Genomic DNA, 23,641 nt, shown 5'->3' on the forward strand with positions numbered 1-23,641 from the left:
CGCCGATATACGAATACACGCAGATCGCCCACGTGTTACTCACCCGTCCGCCGCTAATTAAAGGAAGCAAGCTTCCTTTAATCCGCTCGACTTGCATGTATTAGGCACGCCGCCAGCGTTCATCCTGAGCCAGGATCAAACTCTCCAATAAGAGATATTTGATTGCTCAAATAAAAATTTAAAACTAGATTAAACGTTGACGCTTGTTTATTGTGTTCAGTTTTCAAAGAACTTAATTGGAGCGGGTGATGAGAATCGAACTCACGACATCAGCTTGGAAGGCTGAGGTTTTACCATTAAACTACACCCGCATATGAAATTTCTACTGGTCGGGAAGACAGGATTCGAACCTGCGACCCCTTGGTCCCAAACCAAGTGCTCTACCAAGCTGAGCTACTTCCCGCAAATTAAATGGCGCGCCCGAAAGGAGTCGAACCCATAACCTTCTGATCCGTAGTCAGACGCTCTATCCAATTGAGCTACGGGCGCATTACTTAAATTAGCGACTTTTCTATCATAACAACTATGATTCTAAAAGTCAACAACATTTTCAAAAACTTTTTGGTGCGGTCGAGAAGACTCGAACTTCCACGGGATCAACTCCCACTAGGCCCTCAACCTAGCGCGTCTGCCATTCCGCCACGACCGCGAATGAAGTGCGGGTGAAGGGACTCGAACCCCCACGTCAAAGACACTAGATCCTAAGTCTAGCGCGTCTGCCAATTCCGCCACACCCGCATATTATGCTAAATCAAGAAAATGGTGAGCCATGAAGGACTCGAACCTTCGACCCTCTGATTAAAAGTCAGATGCTCTACCGACTGAGCTAATGGCTCAAAATAAGAAAGTTATTTTGAATAAACACTCGGTTTTAAATGATGTCTTAGAAAGAGCATCTATTGTCGTCCCACTCTCAGGAAGTCTATTCAAGTAGTGGCTCGAGTGGTACGCTGAAGTTTCTCGGAGAAGCTTATTCAAACGTGCTCTACCGACTGAGCTAATGGCTCAAAATAAGAAGTTATTTTGAATAAACACTCGGTTTTAAATGATGTCTTAGAAAGAGCATCTATTGTCGTCCCACTCTCAGGAAGTTTATTCAAGTAGTGGCTCGAGTGGTACGCTGAAGTTTCTCGGAGAAGCTTATTCAGACGTGCTCTACCGACTGAGCTAATGGCTCAAAAATAAAAAGAAAATGGCTGGGCTAGCTGGATTTGAACCAACGCATGACGGAGTCAAAGTCCGTTGCCTTACCGCTTGGCTATAGCCCATTGAATAAACTTCATGAACCACTTCTTCGATTTAACTCCATGAATTCACTCCGCAAGAGGATATTTTGGGATATTTCAGAAGGAAATATCACGAAATGTCGTCGACATACTTGGTACTATTGAAATCTATATAACATAAATCAAAAGCGTTAAACATAGTATGTCTTCTGTCTTACAAGAGAAACTAGGAATTTAAATTAATTTTAGTGATTATTGAAGATTAATGGCGGTCCCGACCGGGATCGAACCGGCGATCTCCTGCGTGACAGGCAGGCATGTTAACCGCTACACCACGGGACCTTAATAAATTAAATAACCTTACCCATGCACTTTGCTTGCGGACTGTTCCTTCCTCTTCCAGCAAATTCTTAGAAGCTAGATGCGTCGGAACAACTCGAAGCTTATTCGACGATGTTTCGCTCGTCGCTACACCACGGGACCTAATAAATATAATAACTGTTACTTCTCTTCAAAAAAGTTCTTAGATTTTTTTATGGTGGAGGATGACGGGATCGAACCGCCGACCCCCTGCTTGTAAGGCAGGTGCTCTCCCAGCTGAGCTAATCCTCCAAAAATAGAATAGAAATGGGAGGCGAGATAATAACTCTCACTTCCCATCTATCACAATGACCCGTACGGGATTCGAACCCGTGTTACCGCCGTGAAAGGGCGGTGTCTTAACCGCTTGACCAACGGGCCAACTTCAAAAAGATATGGCGGAGAAGGAGGGATTTGAACCCTCGCGCCGCTTACGCGACCTACACCCTTAGCAGGGGCGCCTCTTCAGCCACTTGAGTACTTCCCCATATGGCTCCACAGGCAGGACTCGAACCTGCGACCGATCGGTTAACAGCCGATAGCTCTACCACTGAGCTACTGTGGAATAATGCTTGTCTTCCTTAAGACTCTTTTTATTATAAAAAGACTAATAAGGATTGTCAAGACTCTTTGTTTTTAAGCAAAACTTCGTTGCCGTGTTACGACGGCTTATACAATTTAACATATCTTCAACATAAGAGTCAACCCTTATTTTAAATGGATTAATTTACCTGAGCATTTTCCGCACACATACCTATTTGTATCTACTTTTCTCTTTCTTACGTATCTTTGCTGACATGCATTGCATTCATAAAGATGTTGGGTCATTACTTTCCGTTTCTTAACTGAATCCAATGGTTTGCAGAATCGAGGCGCGTCCACTTTTTTTAGCAAATCTCTAAAATCCTTATCTCTATGTTGATACCCTTTACCTTCTATATGTAAATGATAATGACATAGCTCATGTTTAATAATGCCTACTAACTCTTCTTCACCACGTTCTATATAATATTTCGGGTTTAATTCAATATCGTGACTTTTGAGAAGATATCTGCCACCAGTAGTTTGTAGTCTACTGTTGAATCTTGCGTGATGTTTAAATGGCTTTCCAAAATATTCAATTGATATAGCCTCTACAAACTTTTGTAAATCATTCACGTTCAACGTGTGTTTCCTCCTTATACAATTCTGAGAAATAAGGTGCGAAAATGCAAAATCAAAATCCCATAAAGATCGTGTTTTATAAAAAAGCAAGATAATGAACAAACTTATATTATAGCCTAAAAAAATAAACGAACAGGACATCCTTATTGCGCATAGACTACTAAATAAACATACCCATTTTATCTAAAAGGAGGTATGATACATGCCCTCATGGCTCAAGAGTCAAATGAAACGTGCCTACTATGAAAAGAATATGTACCAAATCAAATTACTTAATCAATGTTGGTACTTTTATAGAAAGAAACACTGCTCTTAAAGCAGTGTTTCTTTTTGTTATTCAGGTTGAAGCATTGATAGTGCCACTCGGCCTTTTTTCGCATCAACATCTTCAATCCAAACTTTCACAACATCTCCTACAGCTACAACTTCTAGAGGATGTTTAACAAATCCTTTTTTCAACTTCGAAATATGCACGAGACCATCTTGTTTTACTCCGATATCCACGAATGCACCAAAATCAACAACATTACGTACAGTTCCTTCTAGCTCCATACCTTTTTGTAGATCTTCTAGCTTTAAGATATCCTTTTTCAATAATGGTTTGGATAACTCATCTCGAGGATCTCTTTCTGGACTCACTAGTGCTTCTGTAATGTCTTTTAAAGTGATCTCACCGATGTTTAATTCGCTAGCCATAACTTCTACCGATAGATCTGCAATAGCTTGTCTCAACTTTTCACTACCTAAATCTTCAGTTGTTGCATTTATTTGTTTTAATAAACGCTTTACTTCACTATAGCTCTCAGGGTGAATACCCGTACGGTCCAGCGGCTCATCACCATCTACGATTCTTAAGAAACCGATACATTGCTCGTATGTCTTAGCTCCGAGTCTCGGGATTTTCTTCAATTCTTTTCGATTGGTGAACTTCCCTTTTTCTTCTCTCTGTTTGACAATATTATTAGCGACTGCTTTAGATAGACCCGCTACATATTGCAAAAGAGATGAAGAAGCTGTATTAACATTCACTCCCACTTTATTAACAACCGTTTCAACGACAAAGGTTAATGAGTCGTTCAACTTCTTTTGCGAAACATCATGTTGGTATTGACCTACACCTACAGATTTAGGGTCTATTTTAACTAACTCCGCTAGTGGATCTTGTAATCTCCGTGAAATAGAGACAGCACTTCGCTCCTCTACTTGTAAATTCGGAAATTCCTCTCTTGCAATATCTGAAGCAGAATATACACTTGCTCCAGCTTCGTTGACAATTAAGTAATAAATTTCCTTTTCTACTTCTTTTAAAATATCAGCAACAAATTGTTCTGTCTCTCTTGAAGCAGTACCGTTACCAATGGCAATCATTTCAACATCAAATTCATTAAATACTTTTAGGAATTTGTCTTTAGCTTCCGCTCTTTTATTAACAGGTGGATGTGGATATATCACATCGATTTTCAGTACTTTTCCTATTTCATCAACAACTGCTAATTTACAGCCTGTTCGGTAAGCCGGGTCAACTCCTAGTACCATTTTTCCTTTTAAAGGAGGTTGTAATAATAAATTGCGTAAATTCTCAGAGAAAATATGAATCGCACGGTCTTCAGCCTTCTCTGTTAACTCTTTTCGAATTTCCCGCTCTACAGAAGGCTCAATAAGTCTCTTGTAGCTATCTTCAAGCACCTCTATGATATATGGTGTAACAGGAGAATGTTCAATTTTAATGACTTTTTTATGTAAATAACTCAGTATTCGATCTACAGGTGCCACAAGAGATACTTTAAGAATTTCCTCTTTTTCACCACGATTTAAAGCAAGTACGCGGTGCGGCACAATTTTATGAATAGGCTCTTTATAGTCATAATACATTTCAAACACATTCTTCTCATCTTTTTCCTGATCCTTAAGACTGGATTCAATACTTCCTTTAGAAAATGTCTCTTGGCGGATATGTTGACGGAAGGAAGGCTCATCTGCAATCCATTCGGCAATAATATCCTTTGCCCCTTGAATCGCATCTTCAACTATTAAGACATCTTTTTCTTCCGATAAAAACTGTGATGAATACTCATTTACATCAACATTCTTCGGAAAAGAATAAAACCATTCAGCAAGTGGTTCAAGCCCCTTTTCCTTTGCAACGGTAGCTTTAGTTCGTCGTTTTTGTTTGTAAGGACGATAAAGATCTTCCACTTGTTGAAGCTTTGTAGCTTTTTCAATATTTCCTTTTAACTCATCAGTCAGCTTGCCTTGCTCGGAAATCAACCGAATAACTTCTTCTTTACGTGTTTCAAGGTTTTGCATATACTGCCATTTATCTTGGACATCACGAATTTGCACTTCATCTAATGAACCAGTGACTTCCTTACGATACCTTGCAATAAAGGGTACTGTATTTCCTTCTTCAAGAAGAGAGATGACATTGGATACTTGTTTTTTATTAATCGCTAGTTCTAGCGCTATTGTTTTAATTAGGTGTTCATCTTTTTCAATTGCTTGTACCAAATTCATTTCCTCCTATAAAAAACATCTTAAACACTATCTATTATCTTAACAAATTCTTCTATAGATTACATGTTTGAAGGAAATTTATTTAGTGAATAAATCCACCAATAAAGGTAAAGTCATCATCTCTATTGTCTTCATACTCCCTTAATCTTATATGCATTTCTTCTAAGCTTTCTACAGTACTTAACAATCCTTTGATCGCTCGAAGCTTTACCCCATCGGAATGGAAGAGGAAGGTTGAGTTTGATTGATATGAGAATCTTTGGGTATTAAAAACTTGGGGTTTTCCTGATAAATATCCCATAACGGGTAGAGGATAAATTAATTTAGATGAGGGTGAGTATAGGTAAAAATTAATATTCCCTACACAACTATAAACTAGTTCCTGGCTTTTAAAATATATTTTAAAAATAGCGACAGCTGCACCACGTTTGGACTTTAGGGCTAGGTTACACCGCTGTATAATTGAATGAACATCCTCAGAATGATAGCTTTTGACTACATTAACTACAGCTGAAGAAGCTTCAAAAGCAGCTTCTCCACTACCTAACCCATCAGCCATAGCACAAACAAAATAGTCTTGTGTATGAGTATAAAAGTACTGATCTCCACATACTGCCTGATTTTTCTTAGGTACCTGATATCCGCTCACTTGTATTTTCTCAGTTTCATTCATCTTAACACTCCGAACTAAACATTTATTTCTTGTCTGAGTTTTTCTAATGCTTTTCTTTGCAGTCTTGAAACATGCATTTGAGAAATCCCGAGTAAATCGCCTGTATCTTTTTGACTTAAATTTTTTAAGTAGGTAAGGTTGATGATCTTTTTTTCACGCTCATTTAATACATGTAAGCTTTCTTCGACAGAAATTCTTTGATGTACTTGGTCAAACCCAACGTCCTCTTCCCCGACGATATCGTGTAATGTTACCGTACCACCTTCAGAATCAGCATCAATTGTATGGTCGACTGAGAGAGCGTTATAGCCTCGTCCCATCTCCATCGCTTCTAATACTTCCTCCTCAGAAACATCAATATAATCTGCAATTTCTTCAATCTTAGGAGACCTCTGCAGTTGAATAGTAAGCTCGTCCACCGTATTTTTTATTTTAGGTCCTAACTCTTTAATTCTTCTTGGAACATGAACACTCCATGTTTTATCTCGAAGAAACCTTTTAATTTCACCAATAATCGTTGGCACAGCAAACGATTCAAATGTCCTTCCAAACGAAGAATCAAAGCGGCGGATGGCTCCTAATAAACCAAGTAGCCCGACTTGTACAATATCTTCGTGAAAATCTCTTCCCTTCGAGTATTTACGCGCTAGAGACTCGACGAGCTTTGTGTATTTTTCAACCAACTTCTTCTCGGCCAGTTTATCATCACATTCTTGAAATTGTGTGATTAATTGGTACGTTTCTGATTTATTTTCTGCTATAGGTTGAGATTCGCGATTCATTTTTCTCCACCTGCTTCCCCTGTAAGTACTTTGTCATAAACACAGTCACACCGTAATTATGATGGACTCTAACTTTATCCATTAGCGAGTCTATGATATATAGACCTAAACCACCCTCAGGTAACTTTTCGACTGAGTCTTCAATGGTATGTGGTCCGATTTCTTCTTTCATCTTTTCAAAATCAAAACTCATTCCATTATCTGCAATCATTACTTCTAATCGATTTTTATAAATTCCATATCCGATCGTAATTTCGCCACCCTCATTCTTTCGATAGGCATGTTGGACAGCATTTGTACAAGCTTCACCAGTTGCGACCTTAATATCCTCAATTGATTCATATGAAAATCCCATCCTACTTGCGACTCCAGATAATGTTAAACGAACAACCCCTACATATTCAGGCTTTGCGGGTACCTTCATTTCAATATAATCAAATTGTTGGTTCATTTCACTCCACCTTCTAACTTACGATCTATATCCATAATGCCTGATAAGCCCGTTATTGAAAATAATCGTTCCAGTCGTTCGGAAAGACCTACTAATTTAAATTCTCCATTATGTTTCTTGATGTTTTTAAAGGCCCCTATAAAAATACCTAACCCTGTACTATCCAAGTATGAAACGTCACTTAAATCCACGATCAAATGACTATTTTCTATTTCAGAGATAGGTAGTAATTTTTCTTTCACCTGTGGCGCTGTATAAACATCAATTTCACCATGTATAGTAACATAATGACCTTCACTAATTTCACGTATATCTATTTGAATGTTCATTCTTTTCACCTCTAAATATGTTTTGTAATGTCCATTTACCCTGAATAGCCATTGCTTAAACACATCTTTTTAATAAAATAAATGTAAAATCATCCTTTAATTCAAAATCCTGTAGTTTCAATAACTCTTTATATACATTTTCTACAATTTCTTGAGCAGGCAAATGAATGTATTGTCGTATATAATTGGTGATTTGTTCTCTTTCGATAAACTCGCCACAAATTCGCCCTTCAGTCACACCGTCTGAGAGGAGAATAATCATATCTCCTTCGTTTAAGCTGATTTGATATTGTTTATATTCAGTTGATTTATCTACCCCTAAGACTAAGCCTTTGGTTTCCATAGTCGAAAAGGTATCATCGCTCTTTCGATAGATAAATCCAGGTTCATGCCCAGCAGAGCTATATGTAAACATGTGACTATCTGTATGATAAATACCATATAGCATCGTAATAAACATGCCCATATCAAAATTTTGCTCTACCACTCGATTCAAGTTTTTCAGTACTTCACTTGGAGTTAATCTCATATTCGGAAGACTATCCATGGCATATTTGATCATCGACATACACAATGCAGCAGGGATTCCTTTTCCAATCACATCCGCTATCGCGACACTCAAGGTAGCCTGGTCGTCAGAAACAAAATTAATATAATCACCATTCATTTGCTTTGACGGAATACTTATTGCTCCAACATCTAATGAACTGATTGAAGGAATGGTCGTTTCAAGTAATGTTTGTTGAACTCCGGCCGCAACTTCGATTTCAGTTTTCAATTCTTCCTGTTGAAATCGCAAGCTTTGATGCTCTTGATATGCTAGTCCATATCCCATCATTACTTCTAATAAAAAATCTAGTGAAAGAACAACCTCCTGTGGTAAATCAGGAATTAATTTTTTTAATGTTTTACGATGAAGATTCACTATCTCCTCGGGAGGAATAACTTGTTCTATCGCTTTTCTACTAAACTTCTGACCTTGGTATAACGCTTGTTCATCACGTTCCGTTAAATAATTTGAAAGAATCTGACTATACCTCTTCTCCATTCCCTCACGAAACTCCATCATAGCCCCTCCCTATCGCAACCATTTAATACTCTCAACAGTGGTCCCTTTACCAGGAGTAGAGTCAATAAGAAACTCGTCCATCAACCGTTTTACCCCTGGTAATCCTGCTCCCAAACCACCAGAAGTTGAAAAACCATCCTGCATAACCTGCCTTATGTCAGAGATCCCAGGACCATTATCAATTGATTTGATCTCAATTCCCACTTTTCCAGACTTGGCAACCTTGTTTATGGTAATCTCACCAGTCCCCGCATATAAATAGATATTTCTAGCTAACTCAGAAATAGCAGTTGTTATTCTAGCTTGATCGACTGTGCTAAATCCAAGATCCTTTGCTGCATTTCGACCATGTTGTCTAGCTGCAACAATATCCCATTCGGTCGTTATCCTGACACAGGGCTGCTGGATTGCCATGGATTTTCCCCCAATTCAATTTGCAAATTTTTTATCCCTCTTTCTAAATCAAGGGCTGTTAATACATCATCCAGACGAACCCCTAATTCAACAAGAGTAATTGCAACAGCAGGCTGGATTCCAGTGATGACAACCTTCGCTCCCATTAGGTTAGCCATTTTAATGACATCACCCAAAACCTTTGCAATAAAAGAATCGATAAAATCAATGGAAGTGAGATCTATCACAACGCCATGGGCACCTGTTTCATGGAGTTTATTTAATAAATCTTCCTGAAACTGTAAAGCTGTTTGATCATCAAGTTCCCACTGAATCGAAACAATCAGATATTGATAAAGCTTCATTATCGGAATTCTCAACTTAACCCCTCCGTTGATAGACTCACTATTTTTCGATTGGTCATTTCCAAGGCAGTTTCTATTCCTTTTTTCAACGTATTCTTTGTAATAAATTGATCTAAATTAATTCCGAGATTCACGATTGTTTGTGCAATTTCAGGTCGGATTCCTACTAATAAACACTTGGCTCCGACAAGTCTAACCGCCTCGGCTGCTTGGATGATATGATGTGCAACCATTGTGTCTACCACAGGGACTCCTGTTATATCGATTAATACAACCTCCGAGCGATGCTTCACAACACCTTGAAGAAGGTTCTCCATAATTTGTCTTGCTCTCTCAGTATCAATGGTACCAACCAAAGGCATAATTGTAATATTTTCAAAGATTGGAATAAGTGGTGCAGATAATTCCTGAAGTGCTACTTTTTGTAAGGTAACTGTTTGTTCCCAGTTGCCTGAATATAGGGAAATCATTTGACTAATAATCGGATTAATCCATAAATCTACTTCGTTAAGTACAAGTAAATAATCCTTTTCATCATTCTTTTCTTCAAATGCACGCTTTAAAATCACGCTACGAAATGCCTGTAGCCCTTCAATTACATAGGTTAACGGCCAACCCATTCGAATGACCTTATTCGAAAAATCGGTTAACTTCGTTGAAAAACCTTCTCTATCTTTATTTAAATTATCAAGAATGATTTCAATGAATTCCTTACTTGTAGATACGAACATTTCACCGTTCGAACCACTATCTAATTGTTTGTGTTTTCCTACTAGTTTGATTTCCTTAATCCATTCTTCGATAATTACGGATTTATTCTGGTCTAAAAAATGTAAGATATAGTTATTCATCGTCTCCCCCTTAAAAAGTTAGTCACTCTCCTATTATTTCATTCATCGACATATTCTTCAAATATCTTGCATTAATGAGACTTCTCGCCAACATAAGAAAAACCGCGCAAAGACCTCTCCTTTATTGATTTAGTGAATATCCGAAAGTTTATTCCATGCCTTTTATTCCTTTATTATACAAAGGAATCCATATAGATCTAAAAACTAATGGTATGGACCAGCTATCACTCTAGGAGTTACCTATGTTTTCTCATTAAATGGTTGTGTTGATTTCATGTGGTTGAATTTAAACGGAAAAATTACGCTTAATTCAGGAAATATCAACATATCCCTAAAAATAACGGGATTTTTTCCACTTATAGGAACCTAATCTATAGATTTAGCTATATATTAGTGTAGTTAACGGGAATTTCTCCCCTTATATCTGCTTCTTAAGCCCCCACTAGACTCAATAGCGGGAATTTTTCCCCCTATAACTATAAGTTCAAATTTTGATACTTTCTAATAAAAAAAGGCTGAATTACTCAGCCTTTTTCTCTTATCGTCTCGATAAAACCATTGTATAAGTCTTCGGGAGACCCATATCATGAACCTTATGATTTGGCTCCTCTTCTAGTACCTCTATAAAAAGTCCCGCATCAGCGAGAATTGTCACCACTTCTCCTATCGTCCACTGCCGTTGATAAACCTTGGCTAAATCCTGCTTATTCTCTTCAGGCATATGTTTTGTAAAAGCAACATCCAATGTTTTGATAGATGGGTCAAAGTAGTTTCCTGTTACCTTATGTTTTTTTCCACTGGATGTTATTAGTTTGGTAGAAATTGGATGGAACTCATGCAAGATAAACTTACCATTCTCGTTTAATAAATCTCGGATTAACACCGCCAACGATTTGAGGTCTACAAAATAGTGTAAAACTCCCAATTCCATTAATACAATGTCAAATTCACCAACATTATACATAGGCAAAGATAAGGCATCTGACAGAATATAGTTCAACCGAGAATCTGCTGCTTTTGCCACTTCTTTTGCATATTTTTGATTTTCCTTCGAGAAATCAACAATCGTCACGTCTGCTCCCAGCAATGCCATAGCTACACCTTTGACTCCATTAGAACCAAGTAGATGAATGACCCGTTTCGAGGACAAATCCCCTAAATATTTCCGGTACGGGTGTAACCGCCAATCAGGGTTTTGTTTGATTTTATCAGCAGCATGTTCTGGTTCACCAAATCGCTGAATCAGCGCCTGAAAATTATTTTGGTTCCATGCTTGTTCGTTACTACTAGTCATATCGTGTTGCTTTTCTAGTAAAAATTCCTCGATACGAGTTTTACTGAAATAATAACGATCATCATAAATATATGCATATAGTGATTTACACCATACTTCTGTTCCCCCCACATCCACTTTTATACGATATGGGTCTGTTTTAACAGTAGTATTAAAAACGCAACGAAATTGAATGTGGTAGTTATCGTCATAAAAAGTAAAACTTGCTGCAAATTGATCCTTTTTGATCTCTGACGGTGAATAAGCCTCATACTTCTCATAAACACTTTCAAGCAAATCCCACTGTATCAAAATGATAAGTTGATTTTCATGCTCAATCGACACGCCTTGTAAAATTAAGGCTGTTTCTTCTATGAACTGATAAGGAATAGTTGACCGCTCAAGTTCATTTGTATACTTTTGCACAACTTCTCTAAAAGATTTTTGATTCAACCCTAGAATCCTCCATTTTTTTCTAAACTTACTTTTATCATATCCTGATTAGGAAAAATAAGGCTCTTTTCTGAAAGATTTTACTAATAGTACATTTATCATTTGAAAACTGCCGCTTTTAAAAATAAAACAGTTGATCTCGGAAGAAAAGATGCCACTATATTTTTTTACAACAAAGTTATAAAAATTTTTCATAAAATAAAAGAAGCTACCACATCGGCAGCTTCAGCATATATTATAAAATAATACCTAAAAATCGATGAGTCCTAAACTAATTTGTAAGGCTTCATCCACTCTGTCCATCATCTCTTCGTCTAGATGGGTAATTTTGTCGGTTAGACGTTGCTTATCAATTGTTCGAATTTGCTCTAGAAGAATAACTGAGTCACGCTCAAAGCCATATTTTTCCGCATCAATTTCTACATGGGTAGGCAATTTAGCCTTTTGGATTTGCGCCGTTATTGCTGCAACAATTACTGTGGGACTAAACCGATTCCCAATATCGTTTTGGATGACAAGAACTGGACGAACGCCGCCTTGCTCTGAACCAACAACAGGGGAGAGGTCAGCAAAATACACGTCGCCACGTTTAACAATCAAATGATTACCCCCCGCTAACTAAGCGTTCTACGGTGTGGTCTGCTTCGGACTCTGCTAAAAAAGCCTCCGATGCAATGTTTAGATTAATTTTTGCCATTTCCATATAACCACGTCTCATAGACTCACGAATATGACGTTTCTTTCTTTCACGAAGGTACATTTTTGTTGCTTGATAAATTAGTTCATTACGGTTCCCGTTCTCTTGTTTTACTAGTCCGTCTAATTCACTGATTAGATTCTGTGGTAAACGAATTAATATCTCTGTTGTTGCGCTGGATTCAGACACAAACATACACCTCCACCATAACTACACACCATAATTATTCTATTCCACCTTTTATAATACCACCAAAATATCGGAGATGCAAAGCGTTTTCCTGTATTTCTACACTATTATCACATCTCTACGTGCTTTTTATACATACTTGCTAAGATAACTGTACACAATACATCTTCTTCACACATTCACACACATGACTATGGTAGAAGCCCTACTATAATAGAATTGTATTTCTCACTTCAATTATACTCTGTTTTTCCAAAAAAATACGAGGCACACGAAAATTTATTGTACACGGTATTTCATAATTAATGGTTTCAAGTCTTGCAGCAACTTCATCCATGCTAATTTTTTCAGAACCTTGCTCCCCAATAAGTGTCACCTTTGTTCCTACGGGCAATTCACTTGGCAGACGTACCATAAACTGATCCATACAGACTCTTCCAATAATTTCGCAACGTTTTCCGTCAACCAACACTTCTCCGCCCTGATGTTTTCGAATCCAACCATCAGCATAGCCGATTGGGACAGTTCCAACCCACTCGTCCTGAGGAGATGTATAGGTTGCACCATAGCTAACTTTATCACCTTTTTTTAACATCTTGACATGAACTAGACGACTATGAAGGCTAAAAGCTTCTTTTAATGGAAATGGTAACAGATGACGAATATCAGGAGAAGGAGTTAAGCCGTACATGGCAATTCCCATTCTCACAGCATTAAATGTTTTTTCCTTAAAACGTAAACCTGTCGCACTATTTCCGGTGTGAATATACGTAGGCTGACTTGGAAGTAATGAGAGAAACTGAGTAAATTTCTCGAATTGTTGATCAAAATAAGTTGTGTCCACTTCATCTGCTGTCGCAAAGTGAGTATATACTCCTTCTACTTGAAAAACCTCTTCCTTCTCAAAGATGTCCATCATTTCGAGGAATTCCTGCTCATCTCTAACGCCTAAACGACTCATTCCAGTATCAATTTTCAAGTGAACTGAAACTTTTTTATCTGCGGAAAGATACTGCTTGGCGTTCTTTAACCAATCAGAACTATAAACAGTTAATGAGATATTTTTTTCTGCAGAGACATTGATATTTTCTGCGCGGGTTGCACCTAATACTAATATCGGGGCCTTAATCCCATGATTTCTTAAAGCGATTGCCTCATCTAAAATAGCGACTGCCAAACAGCTCGCACCCGCTTCAAGTGCCACCTTTGCTACTTGCACATCTCCGTGTCCATAGGCATTCGCTTTAACAACAGCAATGATTTGCTGCTCCTTAGAAAGGTGACGAATCATTGATTGAACATTAGCCGTAATATCATCTAAGTCAATCTCTACCCATGTATCACGATAAAACTCTCTCTCCACTACAACACTTCCCTTATGGTATACCGGATTAATATATGTAAGATTATTATCCCTATTCAACCTTTTTGTCAATGATGAGAAAAGCAAAAGCAAAAAAAGTGGCCTAGATTATAGGCCACTTGATCGTTTTTTATTTACTTCACTGCTTGCCCTTGTACAGAACGAGCAATCATTAATAACTCTTCTTGTGTTAAGTCTTCAGATGCAAGCATGAAATCCACTCCATCATGTGACCAAGAAACTGCTTGATCTGTTAAGGCACCGACAGTAAAGCCTAAGTCAACAGGCTCACCACTTACAGAAGTTGTTGTACCTACTTCAGACACTTGCGCTCTTTCTTGAATAAGTGTGAAGGATTTCTCCCCACCGAACGTCATGATAATTCTCTTACCATTTTCAGTTTCAATTTCTTTTTCCTCAACCAAATTCACGCCTTCAATTTCTACTTGTGGGTACATAACAGCAACCGGCTCATCTACCCCAGCCATTACTGGAACCTCAAGCAATGCACCAGACATGTTTTTCTCTACGTTAAATGCATTTTCATCAAACTCTGGATTAAATGTTGTTTTCGTAAATTCTACAATGAGTAGCGGATTACGATCAGGATCCATGACTTTCACACTTGCTGGTGTTAAATCTTTGTTAAAAGTAATCTCTTGTGTTGGAAGCATTTTATTATTTTTATAATTTGTTTTCGTTTCAAAAACGTATTTGTCTTTTTCAGCTGTGAATTTCGCCTCAGGATCACCCTCGATGTCCTGAACTAAAGACTCATACAAGTAAGCTTGACTACTATTTTGTGGCCAATCACTTTGGAATCGGAAGCTTTTATTAAGTGCAGGTGTTAAAACAAAGACTCCATCATCATTTCGCAAAATCATTTGACTTTGATCTTTTTGAGCATTTTTAAGATTCACTCGGTAATAGGCAGGAGTTTTGTGCCAAATCTCCACCTCATATACCTGTTGCTCGCTCCCAGTTTGCAATGTCATTTTTGCTTCTGCTTTATAGCCTGACAAACTTTCAACCTTTTCCCCTAGAGACTTTACAACATCTTCCTGAGACTTTTGACCACATCCCGCAAGTGCTATGATCGCGATTATTGCAAATACTGTCATTAATAATTTCTTCTTCATTCCTTCAACCCCTTTGCATCATTTCAACGAATTAAAGAGTCAAGGTGTTTGTATGATGATGAATAGTTCACTTAAAGGTGTTATACCGACCTAATAGAACCCCCTATTTTCTATTAATACTGGTTATACATGGCTTATTCTACTCCCTCGTTATCACGATGCCTTTTATCAACCATTCATCATCAACTACACCTTGTCTCCCCTTCTGACACCAATATATGAGGCAAAGTTGAGTAATATGCAGACTAGCTTGACAAGCTTTCAATAATTACTTGTGCAACTGCGTATTCTTTACTGTGAGATATTGATAAATGGACGTTTCGACCATCATTTATTTTTATTGAAGGTTTCCCTACTTCATTTGAGGTCACTTCAATATCAAGAAAGCTTAAATCCTTTCCAATCCCCGTTCCAACAGCTTTTGAATAAGCTTCCTTAGCTGCAAATCTTCCTGCTAAAAATTCAATTTGCCTTCGACCAATAAGCGAGTTGTAATGGTTTCTTTCGTTTTCTGTTAAAATTCGTTCGATAAATTTTTTTTGCCTGATTACAATTTTTTCAATTCGTTGAAGCTCAACAATATCAATACCAATTCCGATGATCATATTATGTAGAACCTTCCTTCTATTTAGATAATAAACTTCATATAATGTACAAACCTCAAAAATGGATGCAATCTATAGAGATGTGCTACGATTGAAACACAGCTATTTTTTTATAAAACTTTTTAAAAAATTCTAAAAGGAGTTTTTAAATGTTTACACGAACAGAAAGCTTTAAAGAATTTCTACGTTTTTACCCTATTATATCAGTCATTATTGCAATTCACATCTTCCTTTGGATTCTCTTAGCCTTGCCAGTACTTGGAGGAGGTTATCTACTGAATCAAATGGTAGGCTATAATGTGTTGATTAGTGAAGGAGAATATTGGCGATTACTAACACCCATTTTTGTACATGCAAGCTTTGGACATATGTTATTTAACTCATTTTCACTTGTTTTGTTTGGCCCTGCACTTGAACGCATGTTAGGAAAGGCGAAATTTATTGGAGTTTATCTTAGCACAGGTGTCCTTGCGAATCTTGCTACCTATGTAATTGAGCATGAACAATTTAGGCATGTAGGTTCATCAGGAGCAATTTTTGGATTATTTGGGGTTTATTTATATATGGTTCTAAAAAGAAAAGATTTAATCAGTTATGCCAATTCACAGCTTATTCTTACGATACTTGTGATTGGGGTAATCATGACGTTCTTGAATCCAAATATCAACATAATCGGACATGTGTTTGGATTAATTGCTGGTGTCCTTCTCGCTCCTGTGTTCATTGGGAAATCGAAAAGGTATGTTTAATTCTCTGACTAGCCTCGTTTCTTATTACAAAAATTAAAGTGGAAATTAAAACGAGTGTCAGTTTGTATATCAAATTGCCACTCGTTTTTTTATGGGTGTAATCTAAAAGCCATCGGATGGAGTAAATAGGGGAACAATGGTGTTGTATCCCATAATTTGATATAGGATTTATCTTACAAAAATTCTAGTAATAAACGGAGATTTTCCGGTTAACCGGCTGAATGGAGCTCTTTTCGGGATATATAAGCGGAAATTTTCCGCTTAAACAAAGAGAAATTGCTTATTTTTGGCTTTTTTGAGACGATAGCCGGAATCCTTCCGCCTATTTAAGCTAAATTAAGGGCTATTACATAATTAAGAGAACTTTCTACGCTTATTTATCAAAACAAACCAACCTGATTCCATCATCAGGGTCCGTGACGGCAGCTCTTTTGCCACATTGTATAACTATGAAAAAATAGCTCAGTCACTATACTGAGCTATTTCTAATATCCATTATTGATTGCCTGTTAAACTAGCCTTATTTGTTACCTCCATAAGCAATTCGTAATCCTTTCGATGAAACTTCACTTTCAGGTTTTACTAGAGGGAAAGATACCCGTTAAAAATTATCCTATCCCTCACTTTTGGAACTTCGTGAATACCACTTGAAGATTGCGAGACTATCTTCTTCGGCGATATCTAATACCTTAAAGCTTCTCCCTGTACCACTTGATAAAATCGACGCTTGGATAGTCGCTAATGAGCTCTGTTTCTGAAAAAGTGATTGTTGCTCTTGAAGGGCCTGAACCCTTCTCTTTTTAATTAACACTGTGACTCTACTAAAAAGACGAAAACGCAAGCCAATTTGTTTGGTTTCTTCACCCAAATGATAACCCGCATCTGAATATCTTTTGTATCCTAGAATGAAACTAATTGGAACTAACAACAAACTCCAATATGTCCAATTACCAAGAAAATAAATAAGAGGAGTGATTACAACAACCACAGGAAAAACTGCTCTTAATACATATCTAATTAAAGCTTTTTTTGGTGGTGTTGTAAAAACGGTATCGGCTTGATAATCTGAAACAAATAAACCTAAAGCGTGCTCTAGCTGATTTTTTTTCAATAAAGGAAAAAGCATGGTTGAAAATCCATCCTCTTTGTCGCCAGCTGAACCTCCAGCACTCTCAAGGTATACTGTTGTATATCCGAGTATTTGCCGAACTGGATTTTCCACCATTTTAATCGCTTGTATTCTCTTAATCGGTACAGTTAATCGTCTTCTCTCAAGTAACCCCCTGGTAATGATTAGTTCGTCACCTGATTTTTCAACTGAAAAATTAGCATACCGTAATACAACAATAAGCATTCCAACTAACCATGCAACTAATAAGAGTAAAATCGAAATTAGGACAAAGTAAACGACCATATTAATTTTAAGATAATCTTCAATTCCTTCAAAAATTAAATCGTAAGGTATAATTTCATCTACTTGTGAAAAAAAGGCGATTAAACCAGAAAAGACAATGCCTATTCCTCCAGAAGTTGTAGCCGCGATAAAAAGTTCCTTTTGATTCATTTGATAAGTATTTGTTGATTGCTCCTGTTTCTCTTGATGATGGTGCTCTTTGTTGACTTTCGTTAAACACTCCTGAAGTCGGTCTGCTTCGGTTTGAGTGATCGCAGTTAATACAGCCTCTGCTTCAGCACCTCCTCCAGCAGTCTCTACCTGTAGCTTCACCAACTTAAAGAGGCGCTGAATCACGCCAGAAGTTACATTAATCGTTTGAATCCGTTCAATTGGTATATACCGTTTTTTTCTGACAAAGACTCCATATTCGATTCTTAGCTCGTCGTCCTCGATTCGATACGTAAATCGATACCAATGCAAAATACCTGATGTTACAATTCCGACTAAAATAAGCGCCAGACCCACAACCTGTAATAAATCGACAAGCGGATTCTCACCTCTGCCACCAATAAATATAAATAGAACTAGCGGAAACAGAAGTTCACGAATCCTTTGAATAAACGTTATTACCGCAGCATACGGATGCATTCTTCTTGGCTTAGACATCATCATCATTCACCATAGCTAACTTAGAAATTAAATCTCGCAAATGATCTGCTTCCTCAAGATCTAGGGCCGGAATTTCGTGTACGGTTGCAGCAGTTGAAATTGTGACCGAGGCTAATTTATGTGCTCTTAAAATTGGCCCTTGATATGTATCGACATGTTGTACCCTTATCATAGGGATAGTCGTTCTTCGCACAACAAAAACACCTTGTTGAATATCGATTTCATGCTCTAAAACTTCATACCGCCATCTTTTCCATTTTATTTTTGGAACGAAAATAACAGTTATTATCGTTTCTAAAACAGAAGCTATGAATATGATAATCACTATCCAGTAAGGCCATTCAAAAAGATATGTTAAAACGAGAACCCCTATAACTGCAATCCATCCAACAGCAGATGTAATTAATGCTGAAATTCTCCATGCAGGTAATGCCCGCTCACTAATTTGATTTTTAGGTGCACCCCTCATTGTTCTCCTCCAATATTCATTCATGTGATTAAAGTATAATGTATTTATGCATACCAGGAAAGAATATTGGTTAATGGATTTTAAAACTAGAAGCATCTATAAATTCAATTTCAGGATACTTTTTCAGATCCTCGACAAGCTTAAATAGAGCATTGTCTTTTTGTTTAGCTTCTATCATACAGTCCATTTCATCAACACTACCCTTCACATTTGAAAGAAACCGCATGAACATAGAATCATCAATATAATCGGCATGTGCACGAAATTCTTTTTCATTTCTTGGACTGGAAATATGCATCTTTAAAGGTAACCTTGAGTGTGACCATGTTCCTACGACTCTCTCCCATTCGCTTTCCCAATCCGGAACTTCATGATGGGCAAGATGGTGATGGTAATCAAAAACAATCGGTACCGAAAGCTTTTCACATAAATATAACGTATCAAGTAGGGTAAAGGTAGTATCATCATTTTCGAGCATTATCATCTTTTGAATGGGAACAGGAATATTCCCCCAGTTTTCAATAAATTGTTCTAGCGCTCTATCTTTGTCATTGTATGCTCCCCCAACATGAATCACACAACGATGTTCACGGTCGATGTTCATGCCGCGTAATAACGCCTCATGAATCATTAAATTTTTAATCGATTGTTTGATGATCTCCTTCTGTTCTGTTGTAAATACTACAAAGTGATCTGGATGGAAACCAACCCGCATCGAGTGTTCCTTGGTGAACTCACCAATTTCTTCGAGAATATGTTTTAGTGGTCGCATAAATTTCCAATCGGACACTTCCTCATGTCCAGCCAAAGGAATTAATCTGGAGCTCAGCCTAAAAAAATGGATATCGTGAGCTGCATTGTATTTTAACAACCTAAGACAATTTTCAAGATTGCTAATCGCAATGCGTTCAAGCTTACTAATAGCAGCCTCTCGGTCTTTTATTTTTTGAAACTGAGCAACCGTCATGGTTTGGGAAGGCGAACTGTTTTGTAGATTCATACTCATTGCTACATAACCTAATCTTACAATTGTCATGAAGGCACCTCATTTATAAATAATTTTCAATTAGTATGCCCTTGTATTGCTTATAAACAAGGTCTATTTAAAATAAGAGGCGGGGTATTTGGCCGACTGAGGCTCCTTCGGGGTTAGATTTTCACATTGAGGGAAATTCAGACAGCTTGAGGGGCCAAAGAGGGAAGGCTGTCCGAAGTTGGTTGAGGTTCAGACAGCTTGAGGATCAAAAGAGAGAAAGCTGTCCGAACTTGGCTGAGGTTCAGACAGCTTGGGAGACACAAGAGAGAAAGCTGTCCGAACTTGGCTGAGGTTCAGACAGCTTGAGGATCAAAAGAAAGAAAGCTGTCCGAATTAGCTAAGGTTCAGACAGCTTAAGGATCAAAAGAGGGAAAGCTGTCCGAACTTGGATGAGGTTCAAACAGCTTGAGGGAGAACACAGATAAAGCTGTCCGAACTTAGCTTAGGTTCAGACAGCTTGAGGGAGAAAACAGATAAAGCTGTCCGAACTTGGCTTAGGTTCAGACAGCTTGGGAGACAAAAGAGAGAAAGCTGTCCGAACTTGGCTGAGGTTCAGACAGCTTGGGAGACACAAGAGAGAAAGCTGTCCGAACTTGGCTGAGGTTCAGACAGCTTAAGGATCAAAAGAGGGAAAGCTGTCCGAACTTAGCTTAGGTTCAGACAGCTTGAGGGAGAACACAGAGAAAGCTGTCCGAACTTGGCTGAGGTTCAGACAGCTTAAGGCTCAAAAGAGGGAAAGCTGTCCGAACTTAGCTTAGGTTCAGACAGCTTGAGAAAGAAAACAGATAAAGCTGTCCGAACTTGGCTTGAATTCAGACAGCTTGAACGAGAAAACATGTAATGCTGTCCGAACCTTGGTAGAATGTCCGATCGGCTGAGTTCCGTATATGTATTTGTGTTAAAAATTCGCCTAACTAATATTAATCTTTACTGTAGGCTCCTCCTTTGCAATTGGGAAGGACTGATCTAGTATGGTTGTACAGTTGGGGCAACGACTGGCTTCTGCTGGGATAGCCATGGAGCAAGCTGGACATTGTTTAGAAGTATAAGAGGATGGAGAACTACGTAGTTTATTTACTTGTTTGATGGTAATAAATGTAGCAAACGCAACAATTCCAAAATGAAAAACTGTATTCAGAAAATGACCATAATTTATCGTTGCAGCACCTGCCTCCTTTGCCTCAGATAGCGAAGCATAACGGTGTGTAGATAAATTTATGTACAAATTCGAAAAATCGACCCTTCCTACAAGCAAACCTATGGGTGGCATAATAACATCTGTTACTAACGAATCGACAATCTTTCCAAAAGCTGTCCCGATTATAACCCCTATTCCCATATCTATGACATTTCCTCTTATTGCAAATTCCTTAAATTCTTGTATCACTTTCATGCTAATCACTCCTCTATTTAAGCCTATGTTAGAAGGGAATTGGGATATGCTACAGAAATTACATTTTAGGTCACGGGCACATGTGTTATATGTGAGAAATAAAAGCGGTGAGCTTTGTTCAAGTTGGGTGTTGACTTCATCCGCCATTTCCCTAATTATTCCAACAAAAAAAAAAACAGTGCTATTACACACTGTTTTTTTTTCAGTCATATTAAGCTTCACTCTTACGGAAGTTTCTTCTCTTACTTCCAGCTTGAGTAGAAGATTGCCTATTACGATTGCGATCTCCGCCACCTGAACGGCTTTTACCTTGCTGTTGACCACCTTTATAGCGGTTACGGCCGTCGCCGCCTCTACCGCCGCCGCCAGCTCCACCTGAACGCTCTCTTTTTGAACGAAGTGGCGCTTCTTCTGTAAGCTTAATTGGTGTTTCGTCAGGCTCTTTTGTCATCATTTTGATTGCCGCAGCTACAACTGATACTGAATCATGCTCTTCTAAAAGCTCTTCTGCAGCACGCTTGTAGTAAGAGATGTTTTCGTTAGCAATTGTACTAGTCAGCTTTTCAATCGTCATTTTTTGTTGACCTTCTAATGCCTCATCAAGAGTCGGAGGAGTCAAGCGCTCCATTTTACTCTTTGTTGTTCTTTCAACATTTTTAAGTTGACCCATTTCTCTCGGGGTTACAAAAGTCAGTGCCATACCATGTTTACCAGCACGACCTGTACGTCCAATACGGTGAACATAGCTTTCTGGATCTTGAGGAATATCAAAGTTGTAAACATGTGTTACACCTGAGATATCAAGTCCACGAGCCGCTACATCTGTTGCAACTAGCACTTCAATTGATCCTTCTTTAAATTTGCGAAGAACCGAAATACGTTTTGCTTGGGTTAAGTCACCATGAATACCTTCAGCTGCATACCCTCTTAATGTTAAAGCTTCTGAAAGCTCATCAACACGGCGCTTTGTACGACCAAAGATAATAGCTAATTCTGGTGATTGAATATCTAACAAGCGAGTTAAGATATCAAACTTTTTCTTCTCTTGTGTTTCAACATAGTACTGCTTAATATTTGGCGTAGTCATTTCTTTTGTTTTTACTTTAACAATTTGAGGATCCTGCATGAATCTTTCAGCAATACGCTGAATTGGTCCTGGCATTGTTGCAGAGAAAAGTAATGTTTGGCGCTCATCAGGAATTCCAGCTAAGATTGCTTCGATATCCTCAATGAATCCCATGTTTAACATTTCATCTGCTTCGTCTAAAACAACTGTGTGTACATTTTGTAAACGCAATGTTTTACGGTTAATATGGTCAATGATTCTTCCTGGAGTACCAACAATAATATGTGGGTGTTTTTTTAATGAACGAATTTGACGGCTTATATCTTGACCACCATAAATCGGTAAGATACTCACACGGTTAAATTGACCAATTTTGTTTAATTCTTCAGATACCTGAATTGCTAATTCTCTTGTTGGAGCAACTACAATCCCTTGAACTGTGTCAATGTTGATATCGATTTTCTGAATCAAAGGAATACCAAAAGCAGCAGTCTTTCCTGTTCCTGTCTGCGCTTGTCCAATTACATCTTTACCTTCTATTGCAATTGGAATAGTTTGTGACTGAATTGGTGTAGCTTCCTCAAATCCCATTTTACTAATTGATTTCATTAACGATTCATTAATACCTAATTCTGCAAATGTTGCCAATATTTTTCAATCTCCTTTTATTTAACATATAATTACAATGAAAAAAATGACTTGTTAGACGGTAAACTTATAGATACTTGACTAACGCCTTGTTAGGTCAATTATAATGTTTCACTTCGGTCACTTCACTGTAAGGCAACTATATGTATTCCATGATCATCATAGATGAAGATTTGATACGTACGTTCTGTAATAATACCTTACACTTTTGTACCAATTGCGAAATCACCTATTTTCTCAACTCGAGTATAGGCGATTGCCAGTTCCTAGAAAGAGTAAATTTCCTATTTTTACTCTTAAAAAAAGGACAGTTCCGTAA

23 protein-coding genes and 12 tRNA genes are annotated in these 23,641 nt (G+C 37.8%); 2 read left to right on the plus strand and 33 right to left on the minus strand.

What is annotated here, in order from left to right; genetic code table 11:
- Positions 1-237 precede the first annotated feature (237 nt).
- The 13 genes from BK579_RS00400 to BK579_RS00460 all read right to left on the minus strand — a co-directional run bounded on the left by BK579_RS00400 (position 238) and on the right by BK579_RS00460 (position 2,750).
- Positions 238-311: transfer RNA gene (locus tag BK579_RS00400), tRNA-Gly, on the minus strand.
- 15 nt (positions 312-326) lie between these two features.
- Positions 327-403 (minus strand) — tRNA-Pro (locus BK579_RS00405).
- A 9-nt stretch (positions 404-412) separates the two neighbouring features.
- A tRNA-Arg gene (locus BK579_RS00410) sits at positions 413-489 on the minus strand.
- 73 nt (positions 490-562) lie between these two features.
- Positions 563-649: transfer RNA gene (locus tag BK579_RS00415), tRNA-Leu, on the minus strand.
- Positions 650-657: 8 nt separating this feature from the next.
- Positions 658-738: transfer RNA gene (locus BK579_RS00420), tRNA-Leu, on the minus strand.
- A 22-nt stretch (positions 739-760) separates the two neighbouring features.
- Positions 761-836, minus strand: a tRNA-Lys gene (locus BK579_RS00425).
- Positions 837-1,193: 357 nt separating this feature from the next.
- Positions 1,194-1,268, minus strand: a tRNA-Gln gene (locus tag BK579_RS00430).
- A 224-nt stretch (positions 1,269-1,492) separates the two neighbouring features.
- Positions 1,493-1,568: transfer RNA gene (locus tag BK579_RS00435), tRNA-Asp, on the minus strand.
- 194 nt (positions 1,569-1,762) lie between these two features.
- Positions 1,763-1,838, minus strand: a tRNA-Val gene (locus BK579_RS00440).
- Positions 1,839-1,895: 57 nt separating this feature from the next.
- Positions 1,896-1,967, minus strand: a tRNA-Glu gene (locus tag BK579_RS00445).
- Positions 1,968-1,982: 15 nt separating this feature from the next.
- A tRNA-Ser gene (locus BK579_RS00450) sits at positions 1,983-2,073 on the minus strand.
- 3 nt (positions 2,074-2,076) lie between these two features.
- A tRNA-Asn gene (locus BK579_RS00455) sits at positions 2,077-2,151 on the minus strand.
- A gap of 143 nt (positions 2,152-2,294) precedes the next feature.
- Positions 2,295-2,750: a SprT family protein gene (locus BK579_RS00460; RefSeq protein WP_139365014.1), complete on the minus strand. Its 456-nt coding sequence runs from the start codon at positions 2,748-2,750 to the stop codon at positions 2,295-2,297.
- A 202-nt stretch (positions 2,751-2,952) separates the two neighbouring features.
- Between BK579_RS00460 and cmpA the strand changes: the two genes are divergently transcribed.
- Positions 2,953-3,066 (plus strand): cortex morphogenetic protein CmpA, encoded by a 114-nt coding sequence (gene cmpA, locus BK579_RS25160; protein ID WP_139365015.1) that lies wholly within the window; start codon positions 2,953-2,955, stop codon positions 3,064-3,066.
- 17 nt (positions 3,067-3,083) lie between these two features.
- On the opposite strand, the gene BK579_RS00465 is transcribed toward cmpA, so the two are convergent.
- The 15 genes from BK579_RS00465 to acpS all read right to left on the minus strand — a co-directional run bounded on the left by BK579_RS00465 (position 3,084) and on the right by acpS (position 15,896).
- The gene (locus tag BK579_RS00465; protein ID WP_078543043.1) at positions 3,084-5,264 is read right to left on the minus strand and encodes a Tex family protein; all 2,181 of its coding nucleotides are present in this window, start codon (positions 5,262-5,264) and stop codon (positions 3,084-3,086) included.
- 82 nt (positions 5,265-5,346) lie between these two features.
- The gene (locus BK579_RS00470) at positions 5,347-5,937 is read right to left on the minus strand and encodes a PP2C family serine/threonine-protein phosphatase (protein WP_078543044.1); all 591 of its coding nucleotides are present in this window, start codon (positions 5,935-5,937) and stop codon (positions 5,347-5,349) included.
- A 14-nt stretch (positions 5,938-5,951) separates the two neighbouring features.
- Positions 5,952-6,719 (minus strand): RNA polymerase sigma factor SigB, encoded by a 768-nt coding sequence (gene sigB / locus BK579_RS00475; RefSeq protein WP_078543045.1) that lies wholly within the window; start codon positions 6,717-6,719, stop codon positions 5,952-5,954.
- Positions 6,685-7,170 (minus strand): anti-sigma B factor RsbW, encoded by a 486-nt coding sequence (gene rsbW, locus BK579_RS00480; RefSeq protein ID WP_078543046.1) that lies wholly within the window; start codon positions 7,168-7,170, stop codon positions 6,685-6,687. The genes sigB and rsbW overlap by 35 nt, the downstream gene beginning before the upstream one ends.
- A complete protein-coding gene (locus tag BK579_RS00485; protein ID WP_078543047.1) occupies positions 7,167-7,499 on the minus strand; it encodes an anti-sigma factor antagonist in 333 nt (110 codons plus the stop codon). The genes rsbW and BK579_RS00485 overlap by 4 nt, the downstream gene beginning before the upstream one ends.
- Positions 7,500-7,554: 55 nt before the next feature.
- A complete protein-coding gene (locus BK579_RS00490; RefSeq protein WP_078543048.1) occupies positions 7,555-8,565 on the minus strand; it encodes a PP2C family protein-serine/threonine phosphatase in 1,011 nt (336 codons plus the stop codon).
- A gap of 12 nt (positions 8,566-8,577) precedes the next feature.
- Entirely contained in the window at positions 8,578-8,982 is a 405-nt protein-coding gene (locus BK579_RS00495; RefSeq protein ID WP_078543049.1) for an anti-sigma regulatory factor, read from the minus strand.
- The gene (locus BK579_RS00500; RefSeq protein WP_078543050.1) at positions 8,952-9,341 is read right to left on the minus strand and encodes an STAS domain-containing protein; all 390 of its coding nucleotides are present in this window, start codon (positions 9,339-9,341) and stop codon (positions 8,952-8,954) included. Before BK579_RS00500 ends, BK579_RS00495 begins: the two co-directional genes overlap by 31 nt.
- Positions 9,338-10,177 (minus strand): STAS domain-containing protein, encoded by an 840-nt coding sequence (locus BK579_RS00505; protein WP_078543051.1) that lies wholly within the window; start codon positions 10,175-10,177, stop codon positions 9,338-9,340. Before BK579_RS00505 ends, BK579_RS00500 begins: the two co-directional genes overlap by 4 nt.
- Before the next feature lie 538 nt (positions 10,178-10,715).
- The gene (locus tag BK579_RS26210; protein ID WP_235848302.1) at positions 10,716-11,903 is read right to left on the minus strand and encodes a class I SAM-dependent methyltransferase; all 1,188 of its coding nucleotides are present in this window, start codon (positions 11,901-11,903) and stop codon (positions 10,716-10,718) included.
- 249 nt (positions 11,904-12,152) lie between these two features.
- Positions 12,153-12,503 carry a type II toxin-antitoxin system endoribonuclease NdoA gene (ndoA, locus tag BK579_RS00515; RefSeq protein WP_078543052.1) on the minus strand — a complete coding sequence of 117 codons (351 nt, stop codon included), beginning with the start codon at positions 12,501-12,503 and terminating at the stop codon, positions 12,153-12,155.
- Between the two features lie 4 nt (positions 12,504-12,507).
- Positions 12,508-12,789 (minus strand): CopG family ribbon-helix-helix protein, encoded by a 282-nt coding sequence (locus BK579_RS00520; protein WP_078543053.1) that lies wholly within the window; start codon positions 12,787-12,789, stop codon positions 12,508-12,510.
- A 208-nt stretch (positions 12,790-12,997) separates the two neighbouring features.
- Complete coding sequence (gene alr, locus BK579_RS00525; protein WP_078543054.1) at positions 12,998-14,152, minus strand: alanine racemase; 1,155 nt, start codon at positions 14,150-14,152, stop codon at positions 12,998-13,000.
- 134 nt (positions 14,153-14,286) lie between these two features.
- On the minus strand, positions 14,287-15,291 hold the full coding sequence (locus tag BK579_RS00530) for a LolA family protein (protein WP_078543055.1): 1,005 nt from the start codon (positions 15,289-15,291) through the stop codon (positions 14,287-14,289).
- Positions 15,292-15,536: 245 nt separating this feature from the next.
- Entirely contained in the window at positions 15,537-15,896 is a 360-nt protein-coding gene (acpS, locus tag BK579_RS00535; RefSeq protein ID WP_078543056.1) for a holo-ACP synthase, read from the minus strand.
- A gap of 149 nt (positions 15,897-16,045) precedes the next feature.
- Between acpS and BK579_RS00540 the strand changes: the two genes are divergently transcribed.
- The gene (locus BK579_RS00540) at positions 16,046-16,645 is read left to right on the plus strand and encodes a rhomboid family intramembrane serine protease (RefSeq protein WP_078543057.1); all 600 of its coding nucleotides are present in this window, start codon (positions 16,046-16,048) and stop codon (positions 16,643-16,645) included.
- Positions 16,646-17,258: 613 nt separating this feature from the next.
- Here BK579_RS00540 and BK579_RS00545 read toward each other — a convergent pair.
- From BK579_RS00545 to BK579_RS00565, 5 genes are all read right to left on the minus strand, one after another.
- On the minus strand, positions 17,259-18,707 hold the full coding sequence (locus BK579_RS00545) for a PH domain-containing protein (RefSeq protein WP_169891031.1): 1,449 nt from the start codon (positions 18,705-18,707) through the stop codon (positions 17,259-17,261).
- Positions 18,700-19,179, minus strand: coding sequence for a PH domain-containing protein (locus BK579_RS00550; RefSeq protein WP_078543059.1), 480 nt, complete (start codon positions 19,177-19,179; stop codon positions 18,700-18,702). The genes BK579_RS00545 and BK579_RS00550 overlap by 8 nt, the downstream gene beginning before the upstream one ends.
- Positions 19,180-19,249: 70 nt before the next feature.
- Positions 19,250-20,215, minus strand: coding sequence for a UV DNA damage repair endonuclease UvsE (uvsE, locus tag BK579_RS00555; RefSeq protein ID WP_078543060.1), 966 nt, complete (start codon positions 20,213-20,215; stop codon positions 19,250-19,252).
- Between the two features lie 910 nt (positions 20,216-21,125).
- Positions 21,126-21,602 carry a large-conductance mechanosensitive channel protein MscL gene (gene mscL / locus BK579_RS00560; protein WP_078550286.1) on the minus strand — a complete coding sequence of 159 codons (477 nt, stop codon included), beginning with the start codon at positions 21,600-21,602 and terminating at the stop codon, positions 21,126-21,128.
- 217 nt (positions 21,603-21,819) lie between these two features.
- On the minus strand, positions 21,820-23,322 hold the full coding sequence (locus BK579_RS00565; protein WP_078543061.1) for a degradosome RNA helicase CshA: 1,503 nt from the start codon (positions 23,320-23,322) through the stop codon (positions 21,820-21,822).
- Positions 23,323-23,641 lie beyond the last annotated feature (319 nt).

It is taken from the genome of Litchfieldia alkalitelluris, assembly GCF_002019645.1.
Lineage (GTDB): Bacteria > Bacillota > Bacilli > Bacillales > Bacillaceae_L > Litchfieldia > Litchfieldia alkalitelluris.

Coding starts and splice junctions, on each gene's coding strand:
- BK579_RS00550 (WP_078543059.1), bottom strand. CDS start 19,179: ATGAGGGGTGCACCTAAAAATCAAATTAGTGAGCGGGCATTACCTGCA.
- BK579_RS00465 (WP_078543043.1), bottom strand. CDS start 5,264: ATGAATTTGGTACAAGCAATTGAAAAAGATGAACACCTAATTAAAACA.
- BK579_RS00485 (WP_078543047.1), bottom strand. CDS start 7,499: ATGAACATTCAAATAGATATACGTGAAATTAGTGAAGGTCATTATGTT.
- acpS (WP_078543056.1), bottom strand. CDS start 15,896: ATGATCATCGGAATTGGTATTGATATTGTTGAGCTTCAACGAATTGAA.
- BK579_RS00495 (WP_078543049.1), bottom strand. CDS start 8,982: ATGGCAATCCAGCAGCCCTGTGTCAGGATAACGACCGAATGGGATATT.
- BK579_RS00530 (WP_078543055.1), bottom strand. CDS start 15,291: ATGAAGAAGAAATTATTAATGACAGTATTTGCAATAATCGCGATCATA.
- BK579_RS00490 (WP_078543048.1), bottom strand. CDS start 8,565: ATGGAGTTTCGTGAGGGAATGGAGAAGAGGTATAGTCAGATTCTTTCA.
- BK579_RS00540 (WP_078543057.1), top strand. CDS start 16,046: ATGTTTACACGAACAGAAAGCTTTAAAGAATTTCTACGTTTTTACCCT.
- BK579_RS00505 (WP_078543051.1), bottom strand. CDS start 10,177: ATGAATAACTATATCTTACATTTTTTAGACCAGAATAAATCCGTAATT.
- cmpA (WP_139365015.1), top strand. CDS start 2,953: ATGCCCTCATGGCTCAAGAGTCAAATGAAACGTGCCTACTATGAAAAG.
- BK579_RS00545 (WP_169891031.1), bottom strand. CDS start 18,707: ATGTCTAAGCCAAGAAGAATGCATCCGTATGCTGCGGTAATAACGTTT.
- BK579_RS00470 (WP_078543044.1), bottom strand. CDS start 5,937: ATGAATGAAACTGAGAAAATACAAGTGAGCGGATATCAGGTACCTAAG.
- rsbW (WP_078543046.1), bottom strand. CDS start 7,170: ATGAACCAACAATTTGATTATATTGAAATGAAGGTACCCGCAAAGCCT.
- uvsE (WP_078543060.1), bottom strand. CDS start 20,215: ATGACAATTGTAAGATTAGGTTATGTAGCAATGAGTATGAATCTACAA.
- sigB (WP_078543045.1), bottom strand. CDS start 6,719: ATGAATCGCGAATCTCAACCTATAGCAGAAAATAAATCAGAAACGTAC.